At 70.5% G+C, this 19,589-nt stretch carries 20 protein-coding genes; 2 read left to right on the forward strand and 18 right to left on the reverse strand.

From position 1 onward, the window contains the following. Nucleotides 1-28: 28 nt before the first annotated feature. From hypE to ACFY3D_RS28475, 15 genes are all read right to left on the reverse strand, one after another. Nucleotides 29-1,318, reverse strand: a complete 1,290-nt coding sequence (gene hypE, locus ACFY3D_RS28405; protein WP_389984715.1) for a hydrogenase expression/formation protein HypE — start codon at nucleotides 1,316-1,318, stop codon at nucleotides 29-31. Then, nucleotides 1,315-2,442: a hydrogenase formation protein HypD gene (gene hypD / locus ACFY3D_RS28410; RefSeq protein ID WP_350949464.1), complete on the reverse strand. Its 1,128-nt coding sequence runs from the start codon at nucleotides 2,440-2,442 to the stop codon at nucleotides 1,315-1,317. The genes hypE and hypD overlap by 4 nt, the downstream gene beginning before the upstream one ends. Before the next feature lie 6 nt (nucleotides 2,443-2,448). Beyond that, nucleotides 2,449-2,700 carry a HypC/HybG/HupF family hydrogenase formation chaperone gene (locus ACFY3D_RS28415; protein WP_350949465.1) on the reverse strand — a complete coding sequence of 84 codons (252 nt, stop codon included), beginning with the start codon at nucleotides 2,698-2,700 and terminating at the stop codon, nucleotides 2,449-2,451. Beyond that, the gene (locus ACFY3D_RS28420; protein ID WP_389984719.1) at nucleotides 2,675-3,067 is read right to left on the reverse strand and encodes a hydrogenase maturation nickel metallochaperone HypA; all 393 of its coding nucleotides are present in this window, start codon (nucleotides 3,065-3,067) and stop codon (nucleotides 2,675-2,677) included. Before ACFY3D_RS28420 ends, ACFY3D_RS28415 begins: the two co-directional genes overlap by 26 nt. Nucleotides 3,068-3,304: 237 nt before the next feature. Then, on the reverse strand, nucleotides 3,305-3,409 hold the full coding sequence (locus tag ACFY3D_RS28425; RefSeq protein ID WP_389984722.1) for a DUF6893 family small protein: 105 nt from the start codon (nucleotides 3,407-3,409) through the stop codon (nucleotides 3,305-3,307). Next, nucleotides 3,403-3,906, reverse strand: coding sequence for a hydrogenase maturation protease (locus ACFY3D_RS28430; RefSeq protein ID WP_389984725.1), 504 nt, complete (start codon nucleotides 3,904-3,906; stop codon nucleotides 3,403-3,405). Before ACFY3D_RS28430 ends, ACFY3D_RS28425 begins: the two co-directional genes overlap by 7 nt. Further along, complete coding sequence (locus tag ACFY3D_RS28435) at nucleotides 3,903-5,447, reverse strand: hypothetical protein (RefSeq protein ID WP_389984728.1); 1,545 nt, start codon at nucleotides 5,445-5,447, stop codon at nucleotides 3,903-3,905. The genes ACFY3D_RS28430 and ACFY3D_RS28435 overlap by 4 nt, the downstream gene beginning before the upstream one ends. Next, on the reverse strand, nucleotides 5,444-6,076 hold the full coding sequence (locus ACFY3D_RS28440) for a DUF6084 family protein (RefSeq protein WP_389984731.1): 633 nt from the start codon (nucleotides 6,074-6,076) through the stop codon (nucleotides 5,444-5,446). Before ACFY3D_RS28440 ends, ACFY3D_RS28435 begins: the two co-directional genes overlap by 4 nt. Further along, nucleotides 6,069-6,752: a DUF5947 family protein gene (locus tag ACFY3D_RS28445; protein WP_389984734.1), complete on the reverse strand. Its 684-nt coding sequence runs from the start codon at nucleotides 6,750-6,752 to the stop codon at nucleotides 6,069-6,071. The genes ACFY3D_RS28440 and ACFY3D_RS28445 overlap by 8 nt, the downstream gene beginning before the upstream one ends. After that, complete coding sequence (locus tag ACFY3D_RS28450; RefSeq protein WP_389984737.1) at nucleotides 6,749-7,468, reverse strand: NifU family protein; 720 nt, start codon at nucleotides 7,466-7,468, stop codon at nucleotides 6,749-6,751. The genes ACFY3D_RS28445 and ACFY3D_RS28450 overlap by 4 nt, the downstream gene beginning before the upstream one ends. 39 nt (nucleotides 7,469-7,507) lie before the next feature. Next, nucleotides 7,508-9,289 carry a nickel-dependent hydrogenase large subunit gene (locus tag ACFY3D_RS28455; protein WP_389984740.1) on the reverse strand — a complete coding sequence of 594 codons (1,782 nt, stop codon included), beginning with the start codon at nucleotides 9,287-9,289 and terminating at the stop codon, nucleotides 7,508-7,510. A 1-nt stretch (nucleotide 9,290) separates the two neighbouring features. Further along, nucleotides 9,291-10,367: a hydrogenase expression protein HypE gene (locus ACFY3D_RS28460; protein WP_389984743.1), complete on the reverse strand. Its 1,077-nt coding sequence runs from the start codon at nucleotides 10,365-10,367 to the stop codon at nucleotides 9,291-9,293. 87 nt (nucleotides 10,368-10,454) lie between these two features. After that, entirely contained in the window at nucleotides 10,455-11,189 is a 735-nt protein-coding gene (locus ACFY3D_RS28465) for an SIS domain-containing protein (RefSeq protein ID WP_389984746.1), read from the reverse strand. Next, nucleotides 11,176-11,469 (reverse strand): HypC/HybG/HupF family hydrogenase formation chaperone, encoded by a 294-nt coding sequence (locus ACFY3D_RS28470; protein WP_389984749.1) that lies wholly within the window; start codon nucleotides 11,467-11,469, stop codon nucleotides 11,176-11,178. The genes ACFY3D_RS28465 and ACFY3D_RS28470 overlap by 14 nt, the downstream gene beginning before the upstream one ends. Continuing rightward, on the reverse strand, nucleotides 11,466-12,143 hold the full coding sequence (locus tag ACFY3D_RS28475) for a phosphoheptose isomerase (RefSeq protein WP_389984752.1): 678 nt from the start codon (nucleotides 12,141-12,143) through the stop codon (nucleotides 11,466-11,468). The genes ACFY3D_RS28470 and ACFY3D_RS28475 overlap by 4 nt, the downstream gene beginning before the upstream one ends. A 325-nt stretch (nucleotides 12,144-12,468) precedes the next feature. On the opposite strand from ACFY3D_RS28475, the gene hypF reads away from it, so the two are divergent. Continuing rightward, a complete protein-coding gene (gene hypF, locus ACFY3D_RS28480; RefSeq protein ID WP_389984755.1) occupies nucleotides 12,469-14,892 on the forward strand; it encodes a carbamoyltransferase HypF in 2,424 nt (807 codons plus the stop codon). A 136-nt stretch (nucleotides 14,893-15,028) separates the two neighbouring features. Here the strand turns inward: hypF and ACFY3D_RS28485 are convergent, their stop codons facing one another. The 3 genes from ACFY3D_RS28485 to ACFY3D_RS28495 form a co-directional block, all read right to left on the reverse strand. After that, complete coding sequence (locus ACFY3D_RS28485; RefSeq protein ID WP_389984758.1) at nucleotides 15,029-15,376, reverse strand: VOC family protein; 348 nt, start codon at nucleotides 15,374-15,376, stop codon at nucleotides 15,029-15,031. 114 nt (nucleotides 15,377-15,490) lie between these two features. Further along, nucleotides 15,491-16,297: a helix-turn-helix domain-containing protein gene (locus tag ACFY3D_RS28490; protein WP_389772104.1), complete on the reverse strand. Its 807-nt coding sequence runs from the start codon at nucleotides 16,295-16,297 to the stop codon at nucleotides 15,491-15,493. Between the two features lie 278 nt (nucleotides 16,298-16,575). Further along, nucleotides 16,576-18,648 (reverse strand): prolyl oligopeptidase family protein, encoded by a 2,073-nt coding sequence (locus ACFY3D_RS28495; RefSeq protein WP_389984761.1) that lies wholly within the window; start codon nucleotides 18,646-18,648, stop codon nucleotides 16,576-16,578. A 318-nt stretch (nucleotides 18,649-18,966) separates the two neighbouring features. On the opposite strand from ACFY3D_RS28495, the gene ACFY3D_RS28500 reads away from it, so the two are divergent. Continuing rightward, on the forward strand, nucleotides 18,967-19,476 hold the full coding sequence (locus ACFY3D_RS28500) for an HNH endonuclease (protein ID WP_362900022.1): 510 nt from the start codon (nucleotides 18,967-18,969) through the stop codon (nucleotides 19,474-19,476). Nucleotides 19,477-19,589 lie beyond the last annotated feature (113 nt).

Below are 19,589 nucleotides of genomic sequence, written 5' to 3' on the forward strand. Positions count from 1 at the left end.
GTTCGGCACCTCTGGATTCGTTCGGTGGTCAGCAGATTCTCGGTAGCGGGTCGCCGACCAGCAGGTCGACGATGCGGGTGCCGCCGAAGGCGGTCCTGAGCAGGACCAGCCCCGGCGGATCGTCGGCGATCCGCCCGATGATCGCCGCGTCGGAGCCGAGCGGGTGGGAACGAAGGGCGGCCAGGGCCGTCTCCGCGGAATCCCCGGCCACCACCGCGACCATCCGGCCCTCGCAGGCGACGTAGAGCGGGTCGATCCCCAGCAGTTCGCACGCCCCCCGTACGGCGGGGCGGACCGGCACCGCGTCCTCGTCGAGGACGACGGCGACCCGCGAGGACTCCGCTATCTCGTTGACGATCGTCGCGACCCCGCCCCTGGTCGCGTCGCGCAGGCAGCGCACCGCGCCGCCGCCACCGTCGCTGTCGCCGTCGCAGGCGTCCAGCAGCAGGTCGACGAGGGCGTTGAGCGGAGCGGTGTCGGAACACAGGTCGGCCTCGATGTCGAGCTCTCCCCGGGCGAGCATGATGGTGATCCCGTGCTCGCCGATCGGCCCGGACACGATGACCGCGTCTCCCGGCCGCGCGGAGGCGGCACTCAGCCGGACGGGCCGCTCAAGCGTCCCGATGCCGGAGGTGGTGATGTAGCAGCCGTCCGCCTTGCCCCTCTCCACGACCTTGGTGTCACCGGTGACGATCCACACGCCCGCCGCCCGCGCCGCCTCGGCCATCGAGGCGGTGACGCGCCGCAGGTCGGCCACCGGAAACCCCTCTTCCAGGATGAATCCGGCCGACAGGTAGCGGGGGCGGGCACCGCACATGGCCAGGTCGTTGACGGTGCCGTTGACCGCGAGGTCGCCGATGTCGCCGCCGGGGAAGAACAGCGGCGTGACCACGAACGCGTCGGTGGTGAGGGCGAGCCCGTCGGTGACCGCGCCGTCCTCCAGGGTCTCCAGCATCGGGTTGCGGAACGACTCCAGGAACACCGCCTCGATCAGGGTCCTGGTGGCCTTGCCGCCCGCGCCGTGCGCCAGGGTGACGCGGTCCTCCCGGACGCGCGCCCCGCGTCGCCGTACCCGCTCGATCCGGTCCAGCACCCGCTGCTCCCGGACGCGCGCCTCCTCCCTCGGGTCACTCAGGTCCGGTACGTGTCCGCGGACGCACATCTCCTCCTTCGAGTCACTCAGGTCCGGTACGTGTCCGCGGCAGGGTGTCTCCTCCCGCAGGCCCGGCGCCTGCCACCCGTCGCGTGATCCCGGGGGATCCATCTCCCGTACGGCGTACTCCTCGGTCCGCCCGTCGCCGTCTGCTGCGCCGTTCACGTCCGGGTCGCCTCCCTGACGCGCTCGCGCGAGAACCGGCCGAAGTTGTAGTACGCCGCGCAGGCGCCCTCGGACGACACCATGCACGTGCCGATCGGCGTCTCCGGAGTGCACGCGGTGCCGAAGACCTTGCACTCCCAGGGCTTGAGCACTCCCTTGAGCACCTCGCCGCACTGGCACGCCTTCGGATCGGCCACCCTCCCGCCCGGAATCCGGAAGATCCGCTCGGCGTCGAAGGCGGCGTACCGCTCGGTGACCCTGAGCGCCGACTGCGAGATGAAGCCGAGCCCGCGCCATTCGAAGTACGGCCGCAGCTCCATCACCTGGCCGATGACGCGCAGGGCCTTGAGGTTGCCCTCCCACGGGACCACCCGGGAGTACTGGTTCTCCACCTCGGAACGGCCTTCCGACAGTTGCAGAAGGATGCGGTAGACCGTGTGCAGTACGTCCAACGGCTCGAAACCGGCGACCACCATGGGCTTTCCGTAGGCACGCGCGACGAACTCGTACGGCCGGCAGCCGATCACGGTCGAGACGTGGCCCGGCCCGATGAACCCGTCGAGGCGCAGGTCGGGAGAGTCCAGGATCGCCTTGATGGCGGGGATGATCGTCACGTGGTTGCAGAAGATCGAGAAGTTCTCGATCCCCTCGGCCTCGGCACGCAGGACCGTCATCGCCGTCGAGGGCGCGGTGGTCTCGAACCCGATGGCCATGAAGACCACGCGCCGTTCCGGGTTCTGCCGGGCGATCTTCAGGGCGTCCAGCGGGGAGTACACCATCCGGATGTCGGCCCCCCGCGCCTTGGCGTCGAGGAACGAGCCGTTCCCGCCCGGCACCCGCATCATGTCGCCGAACGACGTCATGATCACGTCCGGCTGTCCGGCGATGTGGACGGCGTCGTCCACCCTTCCCATCGGGATGACGCAGACCGGGCAGCCGGGACCGTGCACCAGGGTGACGGCCTCGGGCAGGTAGTCCTCCAGGCCGTGCTTGTAGATCGTGTGGGTGTGCCCACCGCACACCTCCATGAACTTGTAGTCGCGGCCGGGCTCGCACAGCGCGGCGATCCGCGCGGCGAGCATCCGGGCCTTCTCGGCGTCGCGGTACTCGTCGACGAAACGCATCAGCCCTCACCCCTCTTCGATCGTGGATTCTCGGAGGGCCGCGATCTCGTCCTCGTACGCCTGGCCGATGCTTTCGAGGAAGTCGAGCGCGGCCCTCGCCTCCACCTCGTCGATCTTCGACAGCGCGAACCCGACGTGGATGAGGATCCAGTCGCCGGGCGCGACGCACTCGTCCTCAAGCAGGCCGATGTTGATCGCGCGCTTGACGCCGCAGACGTCGACCATGGCCAGATCAGGACGATCCGACAGGATTTCCACGATCTCGCCGGGAATTCCCAGGCACATGAGAGGCCTCCGCCAGCTGGATGGACTCGAGAACGAGGTCTTCGCCGCCCTCGGTGTCGATATCGGTGTCGCCGCACCCCGCGCAGAGGGCGAAGGGCTCGACGGAGGTGGACGTGCTCCCGCAGGAACGGCAGGTCATCCTCACCGGGACGATGACCAGTTCCACGTGGGCGCCCTCGGCCACGGAACCCTCGGAGATCGAGGAGAACGCCAGGTTGACGGCCGGTTCCGTAAGGCGGAGAAGGGCGCCCGCGCGGACTCGCGCCTGTCGCACCCGCCTGCCGTCCGCCCGTTTCTCCACCGCGGTGAGGATCGCCTCGGCGATCCCGAACTCGTGCATGATCGTTTCCTCTCGTTCTGACGCGAGCGTGCCCTGACCCTCCTGGTTTTGCCGTCAGGTCGGGATACGCTCCGGTAGTGTGTTCGAGTCGCCGCTGGACGGGCGGAGACGTTAAACGCCTGCGGAGCCGAGGTAAGACCTGGACTCGTCCAGGCTCCTGGCTGTGAAACAGGAACCCACCAAGATGTCGCGTGAGCGACATGGCAGGAATTTTCGGCGTTCACGCCGAGGAGGACGTCAAATGTTCCGCATCCTCAGGTAGCGCTTGATGTCGGGGAGCGACTGGTAGACCAATACGGCCACCCCCGCCAGCACCGCTCCGGCCAGAAGGCGTTTCAGCATGTCCGTTCCTCCTCGTGGCCCGCGGTGGCGAGCGCCATCGCGATCTGTTGCCCCGCGAGCTCGACGACCAGGTCCGCCGCCCTGGCGACGGCGTCCGCGACCGGAGGGCTGAGTCGCATGCCCGGCGAGGTGTCGGCGGGCTGGCAGCCGACGAGCAGGACGCGACCGGCCTCGCCGCCGAGCACGCCCACCAGCGAGAGCACGGTCTCCGGCGTCATCGAGTGCGCGTCGGCGAAGGATCGCGGTACGTCGCCCGCCGACGGTTCGAGGACGTACAGGATGCCGGGCGGCCCGTCGCGGGAGACCGCGTCGACCAGGATCGTGACGTCGTACCCGCCGCCGGTCAGCTCGTACGCCAGGTGGACGCCTCGGATGCCGAAGTCCTTGACCTCGACCCCGCCGGGCAGGTCGGTGCGGGCCAGGTGTCCGGCCACCGCCACCCCGAAGCCGTCGTCGCCGAGGAAGACGTTTCCCACACCGGCCACCAGGATCCTCACGCGCCCACCTCCTCGTCGCCGGGCGGGAGATCGCGCCGCGGACCTCTGGCCGGACTCTCCGCTGACCTCTCGGTCGCCGGTCGCGCCGGGGATCCCGTCGCCGGGCCGGTGGGCGAGCCGTCCGTGAGCGGCTCGACCTCGTCGGGGGCGAAGTAGAGGAAGCGGCCGTGCGATCGGTGCAGGTCGGCGCCCGGATCCTCCTCCAGGGTGACGGCCAGGTGGTGGGCGCCGTCGAGATCGAGGAGCACGGCCTCGACGTGCGCGGTCCTGCCGGCGAGGAACATGTCGTGGGCGTCGGCGCGTCGCCGGCCGGGAACCAGCCTGACCCTGCTGCCCCTGGAGACGGCCACCCCGGAAATCGTCACGCTGTCGGCCTCCGGGGAGACCGCAGCGTCAGCCCACTGGGGGGCGGACCTCTCCTCCAGGGCCCAGGACGACTCCTCACTCGCCGGAGACGTGGGTGAGGACGCCTCCGCGAACGTGCACGAGGACATCTCCGGAGACGTCCGAGAGCGCGGGTCGGTGGTCTCCTCCACCGAACGGATCGCGCCGTGGAGTCGTTCCAGCAGTTCCGGTGGCATGTGGCCGACCATGTCGATGAGCTCGGCCACCCGGGGGTCGGTCTCCCGGGCCTCCCGGGCCTCCGAGTCGGTGAGGGTGAGGGTGCGCAGGTGGAGCATCTCGTCGATCTCCGTGGAGTCGAACAGGGGCCCGGGGCTCTCCGGCGCGATGTCCGGGTGGTCGTAGAGGATGATCGGAGAGGACAGCACCACGTCCCGATGGCCCGGCTCGCCCACGAGTACCGGCCAGGTGTGCTCGTTGCGGCAGGTCTCCACGGCGGGCCGGGCCCAGTTCGGCGGGTCGAGCAGGGAGACGAAGGCTCCGGCGGTCACCGCGATGAGCAGGTGCGCCGAGATCAGCGAGTGCCGCAGCGCCTGCTCGCGCGGCGCGCCCAGCGGTTTCCAGGGGTCGGTGTTCTCCACCCGGACGCGCAGTTTGACCAGGTCGTAGGGGCCCGGTACCAACTCGGCGGAGACCCTGAGCGCCGCGTTCAGCGGCAGGTGCTCGGAGACGAGGCGTCCTATCACCTCTTCGGACGGCGCCACGATCGGCTCGACCACGCGGTCTCCGGGAATCCGTACCTCGATAACCCGCTCTGGGGCGTCGAGCAGACCGGCGATGGGGAGTGTCACCTCCGTCTCCCGCTCGGTCGCCTCGTCGAAGGCGAGGTAGGTCCGGTGGCCGTTCCGCAACTGCTGGACCGGCCAGTAGCCGTCGTCCTCGGCGCGCTCGACGCCGCGTGTCCTCAGGTGCAGGAAGCGCAGGTTCAGGTGCGCGACGGCGTACGCGGCCCCTTCGAGGAGGCATTCGGTCACGTTGTACGGATACTCGGCGGTCGCGGTGAACCCCGGAGGGACGAGCACCCCGAACTGCCAGCGCACCTGGTTCTTGGGCGCCGAGGCGCGATAGGGGTAGAGAAGGTAGCCCTCGTACAGCACCGCGTCCGCCACCCGCCGCGCGATGTCCATCGGAACACTCATCGCCGCGTCTCCTTGAGCAGTAGTTCCAGGGTCTCGTCCCAGGTCGCCAGGGCGCGCCCGGACTTGAACCTGCTGAGTTCCCGCAGCGTGCCGCGACGCAGCCGCAACCACCCCGAGTCCGGGAAGTAGCGGTCCATCAGCTCCCGCCACACCGCCACCGGCAACCGGCAGCGGGCCTCGCGATGCCACGGCACCTGGCTCACCGAGAAGCCGTCTCGTGCCCTGGCGAACACCGTGCCGTGGAAAAGCATGAGCATCGGGATATCGCCGTCCTCCAGGGCGGCGAAATACCGGCCCGCCGACACCTCCAGGTCGTAGCCACACGGCACCGGCACGTCGATCTCGGTGCTCCCGGTGAACGCCGGGACCATGACGGAGACGTCGGCGAACCGTAGGGGCTTCAGCGTGTCGCCCCAGCGCGCCGGGTCACCGAACAGGTCGCCGAGCAACTCCGCCTCGTCGGCGCCGTGGCGCCGCAGGTGGGGCTCCACCCGGATCTGGCAGCCCAGCGCGACGGTGTGCACCCCCGAGGGAGCGGGGGCGGTGACGCGCAACCGGAAGACGAGCGTCGGGAAGGCCGCGTACGCCTCCGCCCGCACGCCCACGCAGTCGAACGTGAGCTCATTCACCGTCCTCACCACCTCGGAGGGGCGGTACGGTGCGGCCGCGTCCGCGCAGGTCGGCGAAGAAACCGTCGATCGCCTCCCGCGCCGCCTCGCCGCCGTCGAAGCCCTTCCAGTGCATCCGCACCAGGCCGACCAACGCGTAGCAGGTGTCGATCGGCACCAGATGGCAGGCGAAACCGCCGTCGGGACGGCGGTCCACCAGGAGTGCCTCCACGTCGGGCCGGACGTCGGCCATCTCCGGGTTGTTCGCCAGGACGCGCCGCCACGTCTCCAACGGCAGCAGCGACTCGGTGGCTCCGGCCGGGCTCGGATAGAACGCCACGGTCCGGTCCATCGCGGAGTTGTGGAAGAAGAAGGCCGTGCGGACCGGGATCTGCATCTCGTCCCAGTCGGCCGCGCTCAACAGGAAACGCGGGGCGTGGAGGTAGCGTCGCGGGACGGCCCGGTAGCGTGCCCGGCCGTCCGTGTCGCGGGTGAACAGCAGGTAGCAGGCCCGGCAGGCGCACAGCAGCGCTCGGCTCTCGACATTCACGAGGTGGCCGTGCTCCTCACTCGCGGGGGTCGCGCACAGCTCGCACAGCGTTGTCGGTGTCGCGGGTGCCTTTGACGTCGTCGGCGCCCCGGCGGGCCGGTCCGTCCGGGGCGGCTCGCGGAACCTGCGCAGCCCGGTGGCCGTCACGGGACCGGCTCCGGCTTCGCCGTCCGCGGTGAGCCCGATCCTTGCTCCTGCCGCTCCTGCCGCGATCCTGGCTCCCGCTCCGGATCGGGGGCCGGTCCCGGCCCCGACCTCGGCGCCGCTCCCGGTCCTCGCGCCGCTCCCGGGGCCGGCGCGGAGTCCGGAGCCCGCTCCGGAACCGGGCACGGGCCGGGCGCGCGGCGCTGGATCTGCAGCAGCCCCTGCCGCCCGTCGCTCACCCCCTCGACCTCCACCCCCGACACCTCGGGCGCCGCCTGGGCGATGGCTCGTTCGATGGCGTCGGTCACGGTGAGCAGCGAGGACGGGCAGCCGCGACAGGCGCCCTCCAGACGGAGCCGCACGATCCCGTCCTCGCCCACGCCGAGCAGTTCCACACCGCCCTCGTGCGACCCCAGGTGGGGCCGTACGCTCTCCAGCGCGTCGCGGACGCGTTCGGCCGTGCTCAGCGGGTGCAGGTCGTGCAGCACCAGCAGCCCGGACACGAGCGGGTCGCCGACCATGCGGCCCAGCACCTCGGCGGCCTCGGCGTCGGTGACGATCTCGACGACGCGTTCCAGACCGGCGCCGTACAGCTCGACGAGGGCACGTACGAGGTCCTCGGCCTTGGCGCGCGTCACGGCGTCGCTCAGCGCGCCGAGGTCGGCGATGAGCGCCTCGACACGATCGCCCGTCGCCTGGACGTCATGGGTTCGCGGCATCTGCCAGGGTCCCCTTTCCTGCGCCGGGAAACGGTCGGTTCACTGGGTGTCGAAGGCGTGGGGGGTGTGCACCCTGCGAAGCTCCTCGCCGCCGCCGAGGTACATGTGCACCCCGCACGGCAGGCACGGATCGAAGCTCCGCACGGTGCGCATGATGTCGATGCCTTTGAAGTCCTCGGGCGGGTTCTCCTCGAAGATCGGCGTGTTCTGCACCGCGTCCTCGTACGGCCCCGGCGTGCCGTGCACGTCGCGGACGCTCGCGTTCCAGGGCGTCGGCGGGTACGGGTGGTAGTTGGCGATCTTCCCGTTCCTGATCACCATGTGGTGGGAGAGCACGCCCCGCACGGCCTCGGTGAAACCGCAACTGATCGCCTCGTCGGGAACCGTGAACGGCTCCCAGGTCTGGGTACGGCCCGCCCGTACCTCGGCCAGGCCCTGCTCGACGAAGTAGAGCGCGCACGCCGCCGCGTAGGCCTGGAAGTAGGTGCGGGCCCGGTTGCGCTCCAGGGCGTTGGACAGCGGCTGCCCCTTGAACTCGGGGATCTTCCACTCGAACGTCTTCTCCGGCCTCAGCGCCGTCCGTGGCAGGTTGATCAGCACGCTGTGGCCGGTCGCTCTGACGTAGCCGATGTCGACCCTGCCGGACAGCGCCGTCGACCAGAGCCTGGCGATGGGCCCGCCGCCGGTGTCGAGCGCGAGCGCGTCCTCCCCGTCGAACCAGCGGGGCGACATGACCCAGCTGTACCTGTCGCTGAAGTCGCGTTTCTGCGGGTGTGGGATGGTGTGCTGGTTCCACGGGTGCCGGATGTCGACCGGGTTGCCCAGCGGGTCGTGGGTGACGAACGGCTCCTGGTCCTGCCAGTCGTCGTAGTAGGAGCTGCCCAGCAGGATCCGGATGCCGAGGTTGATGTCGACCAGGTCGTCGGTGACCAGCTTGCCGTCGACGATCACCCCCGGCGTGACGTACATCTCGCGACCCCAGTCGCTCATGTTGCGGTAGGTGAAGTCGCAGTGCTCGGGGTTCTGGAAGCTTCCCCAGCAGCCGAGCAGCACCCGCCTGCGGCCGACCTCCTCGTAGCCGGGCAGCGCCTGGTAGAAGAAGTCGAACAGGTCGTCGTGCATGGGCACGACCCGCTTCATGAACTCGACGTAGCGCATCAGCCGGGACAGGTAGTCGGTGAACAGCTGCACCGTCGCGACCGTGCCCACCCCGCCCGGATAGAGCGTCGAGGGGTGTACGTGCCTGCCCTCCATGAGGCAGAACATCTCGCGGGTGAGGCGGCTCACCGCGAGCGCCTCGCGGTAGAACTCGCCCTCCAGCGGGTTCAGCGACCGCATGATGTCGGCGATGGTGCGGTAGCCGTGGTCGCCCGCGTGCGGGGCCTCGGTGCGCTCGGCCATCGCCAGCACCCCGGGATTGGTCTCGCGGACCATCTTCTCGCAGTAGTCGACCCCCACCAGGTTCTCCTGGTAGAGGTTGTGGTCGAACATGTACTCGGCGGCCTCGCCCAGGTTGACGATCCACTCGGCCAGGGCGGGAGGCCGCACCCCGTACGCCATGTTCTGCGCGTAGACCGAGCAGGTGGCGTGGTTGTCGCCGCAGATCCCGCAGATGCGGCTGGTGATGAAGTGGGCGTCGCGCGGATCCTTGCCCTTCATGAAGATGCTGTAGCCACGGAAGATCGACGAGGTGCTGTGACACTCGGCGATCCGCCGGTTCTTGAAATCGATCTTGCAGTAGATGCCGAGACTCCCGACGATCCTGGTGATGGGATCCCAGGCCATCTCCACGAGGTCGGGGTTCTGCTCCGAGGTCGTCATATCAGCTCCAGGGCGCCTTGTAGCCGGTCAGTAGCTCGCGCCCCTTGCGGCGCCATTTGGGTTCCTTGTCGACGGTCCGCAGGGTGACGCCGCGCAGCGCGCGGACGACGGTCCCGTACGCGCCGCTCACCGTCGAGGAGATGTGCGCGCCGGGCGGCTCGTCCATGAAGGGCATGAACTTGTCGGGGAAACCCGGCATCGTGCAGGCGATACAGATGCCCCCGACGTTCGGGCAGCCGCCGATCCCGTTCATCCAGCCGCGCTTGGGGACGTTGCACCGGACGACCGGCCCCCAGCAGCCGATCTTGACCAGGCACCTCGGGGAGCCGTACTCGGTGGTGAACTGGCCCTGCTCGTAGTAGCCGGCCCGGTCGCACCCCTCGTGGACGGTCTGGGTGAACAGCCACGTCGGGCGCAGCTCCTCGTCGAGCGGGATCATCGGTGCCTGCCCGGCGACCTGGTAGAGCAGGTAGAGGAGCGTCTCGGAGAGGTTGTCCGGCTGCACCGGGCAGCCCGGCACGTTGACGATCGGCAGCCCCGCCTTGGACTTCCAGTCCCAGCCCAGATAGTCGGCGACGCCCATGGCCCCGGTCGGGTTGCCCGCCATGGCGTGGATGCCGCCGTACGCCGAGCAGGTGCCCGCGCACACGATCGCGGTCGCCTTGGGCGCGAGCAGGTCCAGCCACTCGCTGGTCGTCATGGGCTGGCCGGTCTCCGGGTTGTTGCCGAACCCGGACCAGTAGCCCTCCTGCTTGATCGTCTCGTTCGGGATCGAGCCCTCGACGACCAGGACGAACGGGTCCAGTTCGCCACGCTTGGCCTTGAAGAACCACTCGATGAAGACATCGGAGCCCTGCATCGGCCCGGACTCGAAGTCGATGAGTGGCCAGTGCACGGCCACCTTGGGAAGTCCGGGAAGCGCGCCGAGCACGATCTCCTCGATACTCGGCTGGGTCGCCGCGGTGAGCGCGACGGAGTCGCCGTCGCAGCTCAGCCCGGCGTTGATCCACAGTATGTGGACGACGGGCTCCTCTTGCTCCTGAGCTCTGCCGCTCGCTGTGTCCGTCGGCGCTGCCATGACGCCTCCCACTCCTCGTGATGTCTGCGGAACGTGAAGGGGGGCACGGGTTCTCCTCACCCGGGCTGTGCGCCCGGGCTGCCGGGCTCACCCCGGGCTGTGCGCTCGCGGTATCGGCGCCGATCCGAGCGCGTGCCAGGCCAGTTCCCGAAGGACGTGGTAGAGGGTGGTCTGCGCCTCCTGGATCCGGTGCACCGAGGAGGAGGGGACGACGAACAGATGGTCCAGGACGCCCCGCTCGGACAGTTCGGCCAGCCTGCCGCCCCCGCCTCCGGCCAGCCCGACGGTGAGCATGCCCCGACGGGCCGCCTCCTCGAACGCCCGGACGACGTTGGCCGATCCGCCGCTCGTGGACAGTCCGACGACGATGTCCCCCGGACGGCCCAGCGCCGCGAGCTGCCTGGCGAAGACCACCTCGAAGCCGACGTCGTTGGAGAGCGCGGTGACCACGGCGACGTCGGCGGTCAGGCAGAGGGCGGGCAGGGCCGGGCCGCGGCAGGGCCGCAGGAAGGCGGTGGCGACCTCCTGGGCGTCGGTGCTGCTCCCGCCGTTGCCGAAGCTGAACAGCCGCCCGCCCGCGACGAACCGCGCGGCCATCTCCTCGGCGCACGCCGCGAGCTCCGCCGCCGACTCCGCGCCCATCCGCTCGCGCAGCCGTACGATCTCGCCGGTCTTCTCCACGGCCGATCGCACCGCCTCCGCCCGCACCTCCGTCGTGCCGAGATCGGCCCGGCCGAGGTGCTCGTCGTGCTCGGGGTGGTCGTAAAGGAAGGGGTACAGCTCGCGCACGCCCTCCGCGGGCGTTTCGTCAAGCGCGCTCATCGCCGTCCTCCTCCTCGGCGCCGTCGTCGCCTTCCTCGGAGATCTCCTCGTCGCTCTTCCCGGTGCTTCCGCGCGCGACGACGGCGATGGCCTCCCTGGCGTGGACGAGGACGGTGTCGCCCACCGCGGGGTCGACCAGTGCCACGCTCACCTCTTCGAGGACCCCGCCCGCGTCGACGATCGCCAGGTCCCCCTCAAGCAGCCTGACCACGCTCATCGGCAGCGCCTGGTCGGAACAGGTGACGCAGACACCGTCGGTGCAGTCCTCGGGCCCGTTCACCGGTCCGCCCCTCGCGCGGGCGGACCGAGCCGGTCGAGGAACACATGAACCAGCTCCCACAGCAGGTGATAGGTGGTGACGTGGACCTCCTTGACCACGGCCGGCTCGTCGGACGCGGCGACCAGGATGTGGTCGGCCGGAAGGCGACCGGTCGTGGCGCGCCCGCCCGGGGTGTGCTCGCCTGTGATGGGCCCGGTCGGGAAGTGGCCCGTCGCCCCGCGACCCGGAGTGTCGCCCTCACCGCCGCCGGCCAGGGCTCCGGCCAGGGCGATGGTCAGCAGGCCGAGCTCCCCGGCGGCCTCCAGACCTCGCAGAACGCTCGGACATCGGCCGTCGCGGAAGATCCCCAGGGCTGTGTCGGCGGGGTCCGCCCAGTGGCGCACCTGGTGGGCGAAGACCTCGTCGCCGCCCCCGCCTTTCCGGCCGTCCCCGCTCTGCCGGTGGTCTTCGTTCTCCCCGCCTCCGGCCACGCCTTTCCCACGATCTCCGTCGCTCTCGCGGCCCGCGTCGTTCATCGGGTCGGCCGTCGCGATGTCGCCGCTCAGCGCCACGGCGGGGAGTGCCCTCTTGCCCACGATGACCGGGTGCATGAACTCGACCGCGATGTGCGCGGCGTCCGCGCTCGCGTCGCCGAACACGATCAGCTTGCCGCCGAGACGAAACCTCGATGCCATGGCGCGAGCGGCGCACGCGACACGTTCCACCTCACCCGTCAGAGCGCGCCCGGCGTGACCCCGTCGCGCGAAGGCGGCGATCACTGCCGACTCCGTAACCGGTATGACCACCGGTGGTGAGAGAGGCGTTGTTCGCGTACTCGGTGTGCCAGGCATGTCGACGCTCCGTATTTCTCACGGTAGTCGCCAGATTACGATTGGCCGTTTCAGCCCCGACACCCCCGGCTCGACAACCAACGGCAAAGCTCTGATCATTCACGTAACCTTCCCGTCCAGATCATGCGAGCCCCGGAGGCATTCCCGTGAGGACGGGAAGGATGGCGGGATGGGCGTGGGGCGGGGAACACGGGTCAGGGTCAGGATCAGGATCGAGGGAATCGTGCAGGGGGTGGGATTCCGCCCCCACGTCCACCTCCTCGCCCGGCGCCTGAACCTGTCCGGGTGGGTGGGCAACGACGACCGGGGTGTGTTCGTCGAGGTCGAGGGGGAGCCCGGTGACCTCGAGCGCTTCCGGAAGGGCCTGCGGGACCAGGCCCCGCCGCTGGCGGCGATCGACCGTCTGACGGCCACCGAGATACCGGTACGCGGGGACCGGGGGTTTCGCATCGTGGCCAGCCGAGAGGGGAACCACCGGTTCACCCTTGTCTCACCTGATGTCGCGACATGTGATGACTGCCTGTCCGAACTGTTCGACCCCGCCGACCGGCGTCACCGCCACCCCTTCGTCAACTGCACCAACTGCGGGCCGAGGTTCACCATCATCCGGGACGTCCCCTACGACCGAGCCGCCACCACGATGGCCGGGTTCGCCATGTGCGGTGAGTGCGAGAGGGAGTACCTCGACCCGTCGGACCGCCGGTTCCACGCCCAGCCGATCTGCTGCCCGGCCTGCGGCCCGGCCCTCCGCCTCCTGGACGGCGGTCTTCGCGGCGCCTCGCACGCTCGTGATCCGGGCGGGGGTGATTCCGGTGACGGCCCGGATCCCCCTGGTCCGAACGGCGGCTCGCATGTCCACGGACCGGGTACCGGGCATCCCGGTAAGAGGCCGGACGACGGCGTCGATCCGATCGTGGCGGCGGTGCGGGTGCTGCGAGCGGGAGGCGTCCTGGCCGTCAAAGGACTCGGCGGGTATCACCTGGCGGTCGACGCCACCGACGAGGAGGCCACCCGGACCCTGCGCTCCCGTAAGCGCCGCGAGGAGAGGCCGTTCGCGGTCATGGTCCCCGACCTGCGCACCGCGCGGGCGCTGTGCGAGCTGGACGCCGAGGGCGAGCGGCTGCTCACCGGCTCCCGGCGTCCGATCGTGCTGCTGCCCCGCCGCCCAGGAGGCGCGGTGGCCGAAGCGGTCGCGCCGGGCGACCGCCGCCTCGGTCTCATGCTGCCGTACACGCCGGTACACCACCTGCTCGCCGCCGAACTCGCCCGCCCGTACGTTCTCACCAGCGGAAACCTCTCCGACGAGCCCATCGCCTACCGCGACGACGACGCGCTCACCCGGCTCGCCGGGGTCGCGGACGCCTTCCTCACCCACGACCGGCCGATCCACGCCCGCGCCGACGACTCGGTGCTCCTCGCCGTAGGAGGGGGCGCGCTGCCGCTGCGCAGGTCCCGGGGGTACGCCCCGGAGCCCCTGCGGCTCTCACCGCCCGCCCGCCGGGCGGTACTCGCCTGTGGCGCCGAGCTGAAAAGCACGTTCTGCCTCGCGCGGCAGGAGCACGCCTTCGTCTCCCACCACATCGGCGACCTGGAGAACTACGAGACGCTGTGCTCCTTCACCGAGGGGATCGAGCACCTCCGGCGCCTGCTCGGCATCACCCCGGCGCTCGTCGCCCACGACCTGCATCCCGAGTACCTGTCCACGAAGTACGCCCTCGACCTGGAGGTGCCCGGGTCGGTGGACCTGACCGGCGTGCAGCACCACCACGCGCACATCGCCTCCTGCCTGGCCGACAACCGGGAGCGCGGCCCGGTCATCGGGGTGGCCTTCGACGGTCTCGGCTACGGCACCGACGGCACCATCTGGGGCGGTGAGTTCCTGGTGGCCGACCTGGCGGGCTTCACCCGTGCCGGGCGCCTGGCGCCGGTACCGATGCCCGGTGGCACCGCGGCGATCAGGCAGCCCTGGCGGATGGCGGCCGCGCACCTGCACGCGGCCTACGGTGACGCGCTCCCCGAGGACCTGCCGGTCAGGGTCCGCCACGGCCCGCGCTGGGACGAGGTGGTCGCGGTGGCCGAGTCCGGGACGAACTCCCCCCTCACCTCCAGCGCCGGACGCCTGTTCGACGCGGTGGCGGCGATCATCGGGCTCCGCGACACCGCCGGATACGAGGGGCAGGCCGCGATCGCCCTGGAGCAGTGTGCCGACCCCGTGGAGAAGGGCGCCTACCGGGCCAGGATCGTCGACGACGGACCGCTTCTGACGATCCTGGCCGCGGACCTCGTCCGCGCGGTCGTGGAGGACACGCGCGCCGGGGCGGTTCCGGCGCTCGTCGCGGCCCGTTTCCACAACGGCCTCGCCGCCGCTGCCGCACGGGTGTGCGCGCGGCTGCGCGAGGACACGGGCATCGGTACGGTCGCCCTGTCGGGTGGGGTCTTCCAGAACCGGCTGCTGCTGGACGGTCTCGTCACCGCCCTCCGGCTGCGCGGGCTGCGGGTCCTGACCCACCGAACCGTCCCGCCGAACGACGGCGGCATCAGCTTCGGCCAGGCCGCCGTGGCCGCGGCCCGCGACACCCTCGGCCTTTTTTGAGCAGGCACGCCGCCACCAGGCCCGGACCACCGGGCGCGCCGTCACCGGGCCTGGACAGCCGGGGCACGCCGCTACCGGGCCCGGACCGCCGGCCGCGCGGTCGTGGGGCCTGGACCACCGCGCCGGGATCGTCGTATCAGGGCCGGTACGTGCCGAAGTACCAGATGTTGCCCTCCAGATCCTTGCAGGCGTAATCGCGGGAGCCGTAGTCCTTGTCGGCCGGCTCCATGGTGACCTCCGCCCCGGCCGCGACGGCCCTGGCGTGGTGGGCGTCGGGGTCGTCCACGGCGACGTAGACTCCCGGCCCTCCCGGCTCGCCCGGACTCGTCATGATCATTCCGGTGCCGACGATCAGCTCCCCGTGACCGACGCCCCCGTCGGCGGTTGTGTGGAGCTCGTGGACCTCGAAACCGAACGCCTGGACCAGCCACTCGACGGCCTTGCCCGCGTCACGGTAACGGACCAGTGGGTACACCGTTCGCATGTTCTCTCCTCCCATGTAGTGATCACCACGATGTCACCGGCGGGAGCGTCAGGGCTTGGAAAAATCTGACCTGTGGACCTCCTCCCCGAGGGAGGCCGCGCCCAAGGTTCTTGATCACCCGATGGCGCGAGGGGGAGACGCCAGACCGCGGGGAGTGACGCCCGCCATGGCCCTGAACTCGCGGTTCATGTGAGCCTGGTCGTAGTAGCCGCAGACGGCGGCGGTGTCGGCCGGTGACATGCCGGACCTCAGGCGGCCGGAGGCGTGCTCGAAGCGCAGCACCCTGGCCGCGGCCTTCGGCGCCAGCCCGATCTGGTCGTGGAAGCGGGAGACGAGGTGCCGGTGACTCCATCCCAGCTCGGCGGCTATCGAGGCCACGGACATGGTGCCCCGGGTGGCGACCAGCCGCTGCCACGCCCAGCCGACACGGCGGTCGGGCAGCGGGGCGTCGCCGATGCGCGTGCTGAGCGCCTCGTCCAGCAGAGCGATCCTGACGGCCCCGTCGGGAGCCTCCGCCAGCCGCTCGACCGTGGCCGTGGCCCACCCCCCGAGAACCTCCTCCAGCGGAACCACCCGGTTGGCCAGCTCCCGCAGGGGCATCCCGAGCAGCCGCCTGGCCCCGAGCGGTGTGAGGTTGACCTGCACCCCCTCGGAGATCCCGGTCGTGGTGGTGTCGACGTAGGTGTCATGCAGGCCACCGGCGAACGAGGCCAGCCGCTGGGCGCCCTCCGGGCCGTCCAGCGTCAGCGGCGCACCGAACCCGAAGATCATGACGACCCCGGCGAACGGCGGCTGCCGTCGGGGCATGGGATCGGCGTAACGCTCGGTGTAGGCCGACAGGTGCGTGACGTAGGGCCGCAGGAAGGCTCCCGGCTCACTCTCGGTGAAGGTCAGGCCCTCGGTCACCGCCGCGTCGTTCACGCCCCGACCATAGCCGCCGCCCCCGACAGTCCGGCAGCCCCGATCATGGCCGCCGCCCCGACGGTCCAGCCGCGCCGTCCATACGGCCCCATCCGCACGGCCCTGACCGCACGGCCCTGACCGCACGGCCCTGACTGTGCGGTCCCCGGCCGTGCGGCCCTGACCGTGCCCCGACCATGGCCACAGCCCTCGACGGTCCGGCCCCCGCGGACGTGGAGAGGGCGCGCCCGGACTCCCGGACGCGCCCTTTTCTGCCGATGGCTCTCAGGCCCGCACCCTCAGGAGGTCAGGCCGGTGTGGTAGGCGAGGAAGCTGAGCTGGTCGGAGGCGAGCTCGACGGTCTTGCTCACCGCGCGGGCCCCGTGACCGGCCTCCGCCTCGTTGCGGAGCAGGATCGGCCGCTCCGAGGCCTGTGCGTGCTGCAGGGCGGCGCACATCTTCCAGGCGTGCAGCGGATGGACCCGGGTGTCGGACTGGAAGACGGTGAACAGCGTCGCCGGGTAGGACACGCCCTCCCGAACGTGGTGATAGGGGGAGTAGGAGTGCAGCCAGGCGAACTCATCGGGCTTCTCGGCGGAGCCGTACTCGACGTTCCACGTCGCGCCCAGGCCGAACAGCTCGTAGCGGATCATGTCGAGCAGCGGCGCCGAGCAGACCACCGCGGCGTAAAGCTCCGGCCGCTGGGTCAGGGCCGCGCCCACCAGCAGGCCGCCGTTCGAACCACCGGAGATGGCCAGCTGCGAGGACGTGGTCACTCCGGTGTCGATGAGGTGCTCGGCCGCCGCGTGCAGGTCGTCGAACACGTTCTGCTTGTTGGCGAGCATCCCGGCCCTGTGCCACTCCTCGCCCTGCTCACCGCCGCCGCGCAACTGGGCGATGGCGTACGTGCCCCCCGCCTCGACCCAGCTCAGGACGGACGCCGAGTAACCGGGGGTCATCGAGATGCCGAAGCCGCCGTAGCCGTACAGGACGGTGGGGCGCGGTCCCTCGGCACCGGGAGGGGAGATCACCAGCATGTGGACCTCGCTGCCGTCCGCCGAGAGGTAGGTCACCTGCTCGGTGGTGATGGCGGGCACCTCGATCGCGCCGGGGGAGGACGCCCAGAGCGTCGTCTCACCGGTGCGGGCGTCGTAACGCTGGATGCTCGGCGGCGTGGTGTTGTCGGTGTAGCCGAACCAGGCCTCGTGGCCACCCTCGGGGCGCTCGCTGATGCCGCCGATGGTGCCGAGACCCGGGGTCGGCACCTCGCCGACGCGCTCGCCGGTGACCAGGTCGTGGACCGAGATCTCGCTGATCGCGTGACGGGTCCAGCCCACGAGCATCACCGGCCGGTCGAGATCGTCGAGGATCGCGAAGTCGGTGAGCACGGCCTCGGGATCCTGCGGGATCAGGTCACGCCAGTTCTCGAACCGGGGATCGGACGGATCGGTCACGCAGACGCGGGCGCGCGGGGCCTCCCGGTCGGTGAAGACGTACAGGCGGCCGTCGCGGCCGAAGTGCAGGGCGCTCTGGGCGTCGACCCCCTCCTGGACGACGACCAGCTCGGGTGAGGAGGGCGAGGACGCCTGGAGGTCGGCCACCCACAGGTCGTTGCGCGGCGCCGTGCCCCTGGAGGCGGAGATCTGCAGCCAGCGGCCGTCGCGGGAGACCGCCACCCCGTAGTAGTTGGTCTTCTCCAGGCCCTCACCGAAGATCAGGACGTCCTTCTCGGTGGAGGTGCCGACCCTGTGCAGGTAGACCCGGCGGTGGAACTGCTCCTCGCCCTCGGGTACCTCGGTGGAGGGCAGCCTGCGCACGTAGTAGAAGGCCTCGCCGCCCGGCAGCCACGCCACGGGGGAGTAGCGGCACCGGTCGATCGGCCCCTCGATCCGGTCGCCGTACGCGATGTCCATCAGGTAGAGGCTCGATTCCTCGTCACCGCCCACCGAGACCTGGTAGGCGAGCAGGCGGCCCTCCTTGTCGGGCTGCCAGGAGTCGAGGGTCGTCAGCCCGGTCGGGTCGAGCGCCATCGGATCGAGCAGCGCCCGCTCGGAGCCATCGGGGTCCACGGTGTAGAGGACGGCGTGCTCCTGCCCGGGGGCGCGCCGCATGAAGAACCGCCGCTCCCCGCGCCACGTCGGTGCGCCGATCGACCCGGAGCCGAGCAACTCGGCGATCCGGGTCTTGAAGCCCTCACGTCCGGGAAGGGCGTCCAGCTCGGTCTCCAGCAGTCTCTCCTGCCCCACCAGCCAGTCCTTCGTCGCCGGATCGTCCGGGTCCTCAAGCCACCGGTAGGGGTCGGGAACAGGAACACCGTGGAGCTCGTCGACGAGCTCAAGACGGCTGGCTGGAGGATACGGCTGTCTCGTCATGGCTGGAACCCTACGACCTAAAGGCCGCGAGACGCGGCCATTGCGCGGGCGGCGTATCTGATCTGCGGCAGGAGGAGTTAAGAACTGGTAATGCGGGCATAAAACGTATCAGGTGTCTCTCCAGTCATTTATGGGTGGCGAGAACCAGGTAGCAGCAGCCAAACTTGGTGAAGGACGGTGCCGTGGTGAGCATCCGCTGGGCCGTCCGGCGGAGGTCCTCGTGACGGAAGCGCCCGGGCCCCAGGAGGGGCCGCCAGCCGGGGCACGCAGTGGCGTGCCCCCTCATGTGACACGTCGTGCGGCGGGAGAGGCCCGCTGATGCGCCAGGTCCTGCTCTTGAACGCCACCTACGAACCCCTGACCACCCTCTCCCTGCACCGGGCCGTCGTGCTCGTGCTCAGGGAGAAGGCCGATGTCGTGCACCGTGACGGGCGGGGCGCCGTGTTCCGCTCGGCGAGCCGTACGCTCGACGTCCCCTCGGTGATCAGGCTTCGGAGATATGTCCGGATCCCATATCGGTCACGGATCCCGCTGACCCGGACCGCGCTGATGCGCCGGGACGACTACCGGTGCGCCTACTGCGGCCAGCGGGCCGAGACCATCGACCATGTCATCCCGCGCTCGCGAGGCGGCCCCCACACCTGGGAGAACTGTGTCGCCTCGTGCACGACGTGCAACCACCGCAAGGCCGACCGCATGCTGGAGGAACTGGGGTGGACGCTCAACGTCGCCCCGGTGGTGCCACGCGGCGTCCACTGGCGGTTGATCGGCGCGCACGTCGTCGGCGATCCCCAGTGGGCGCCCTATCTCGCGGAGAGCGCGGCCTGAGGGCCGGCACCCGATGACGAGGCCGCCGCGCCACCCGATGGAGCGCGGCGGCCCTCGTCATGCCCGTGAGCCGGGCTTTATCCGCTGGCACGGAAGATCCCCGATGGGCACAA

It is taken from the genome of Streptosporangium sp. NPDC000509 (genome assembly GCF_042898365.1).
In the GTDB taxonomy this organism is placed as follows: domain Bacteria; phylum Actinomycetota; class Actinomycetes; order Streptosporangiales; family Streptosporangiaceae; genus Streptosporangium.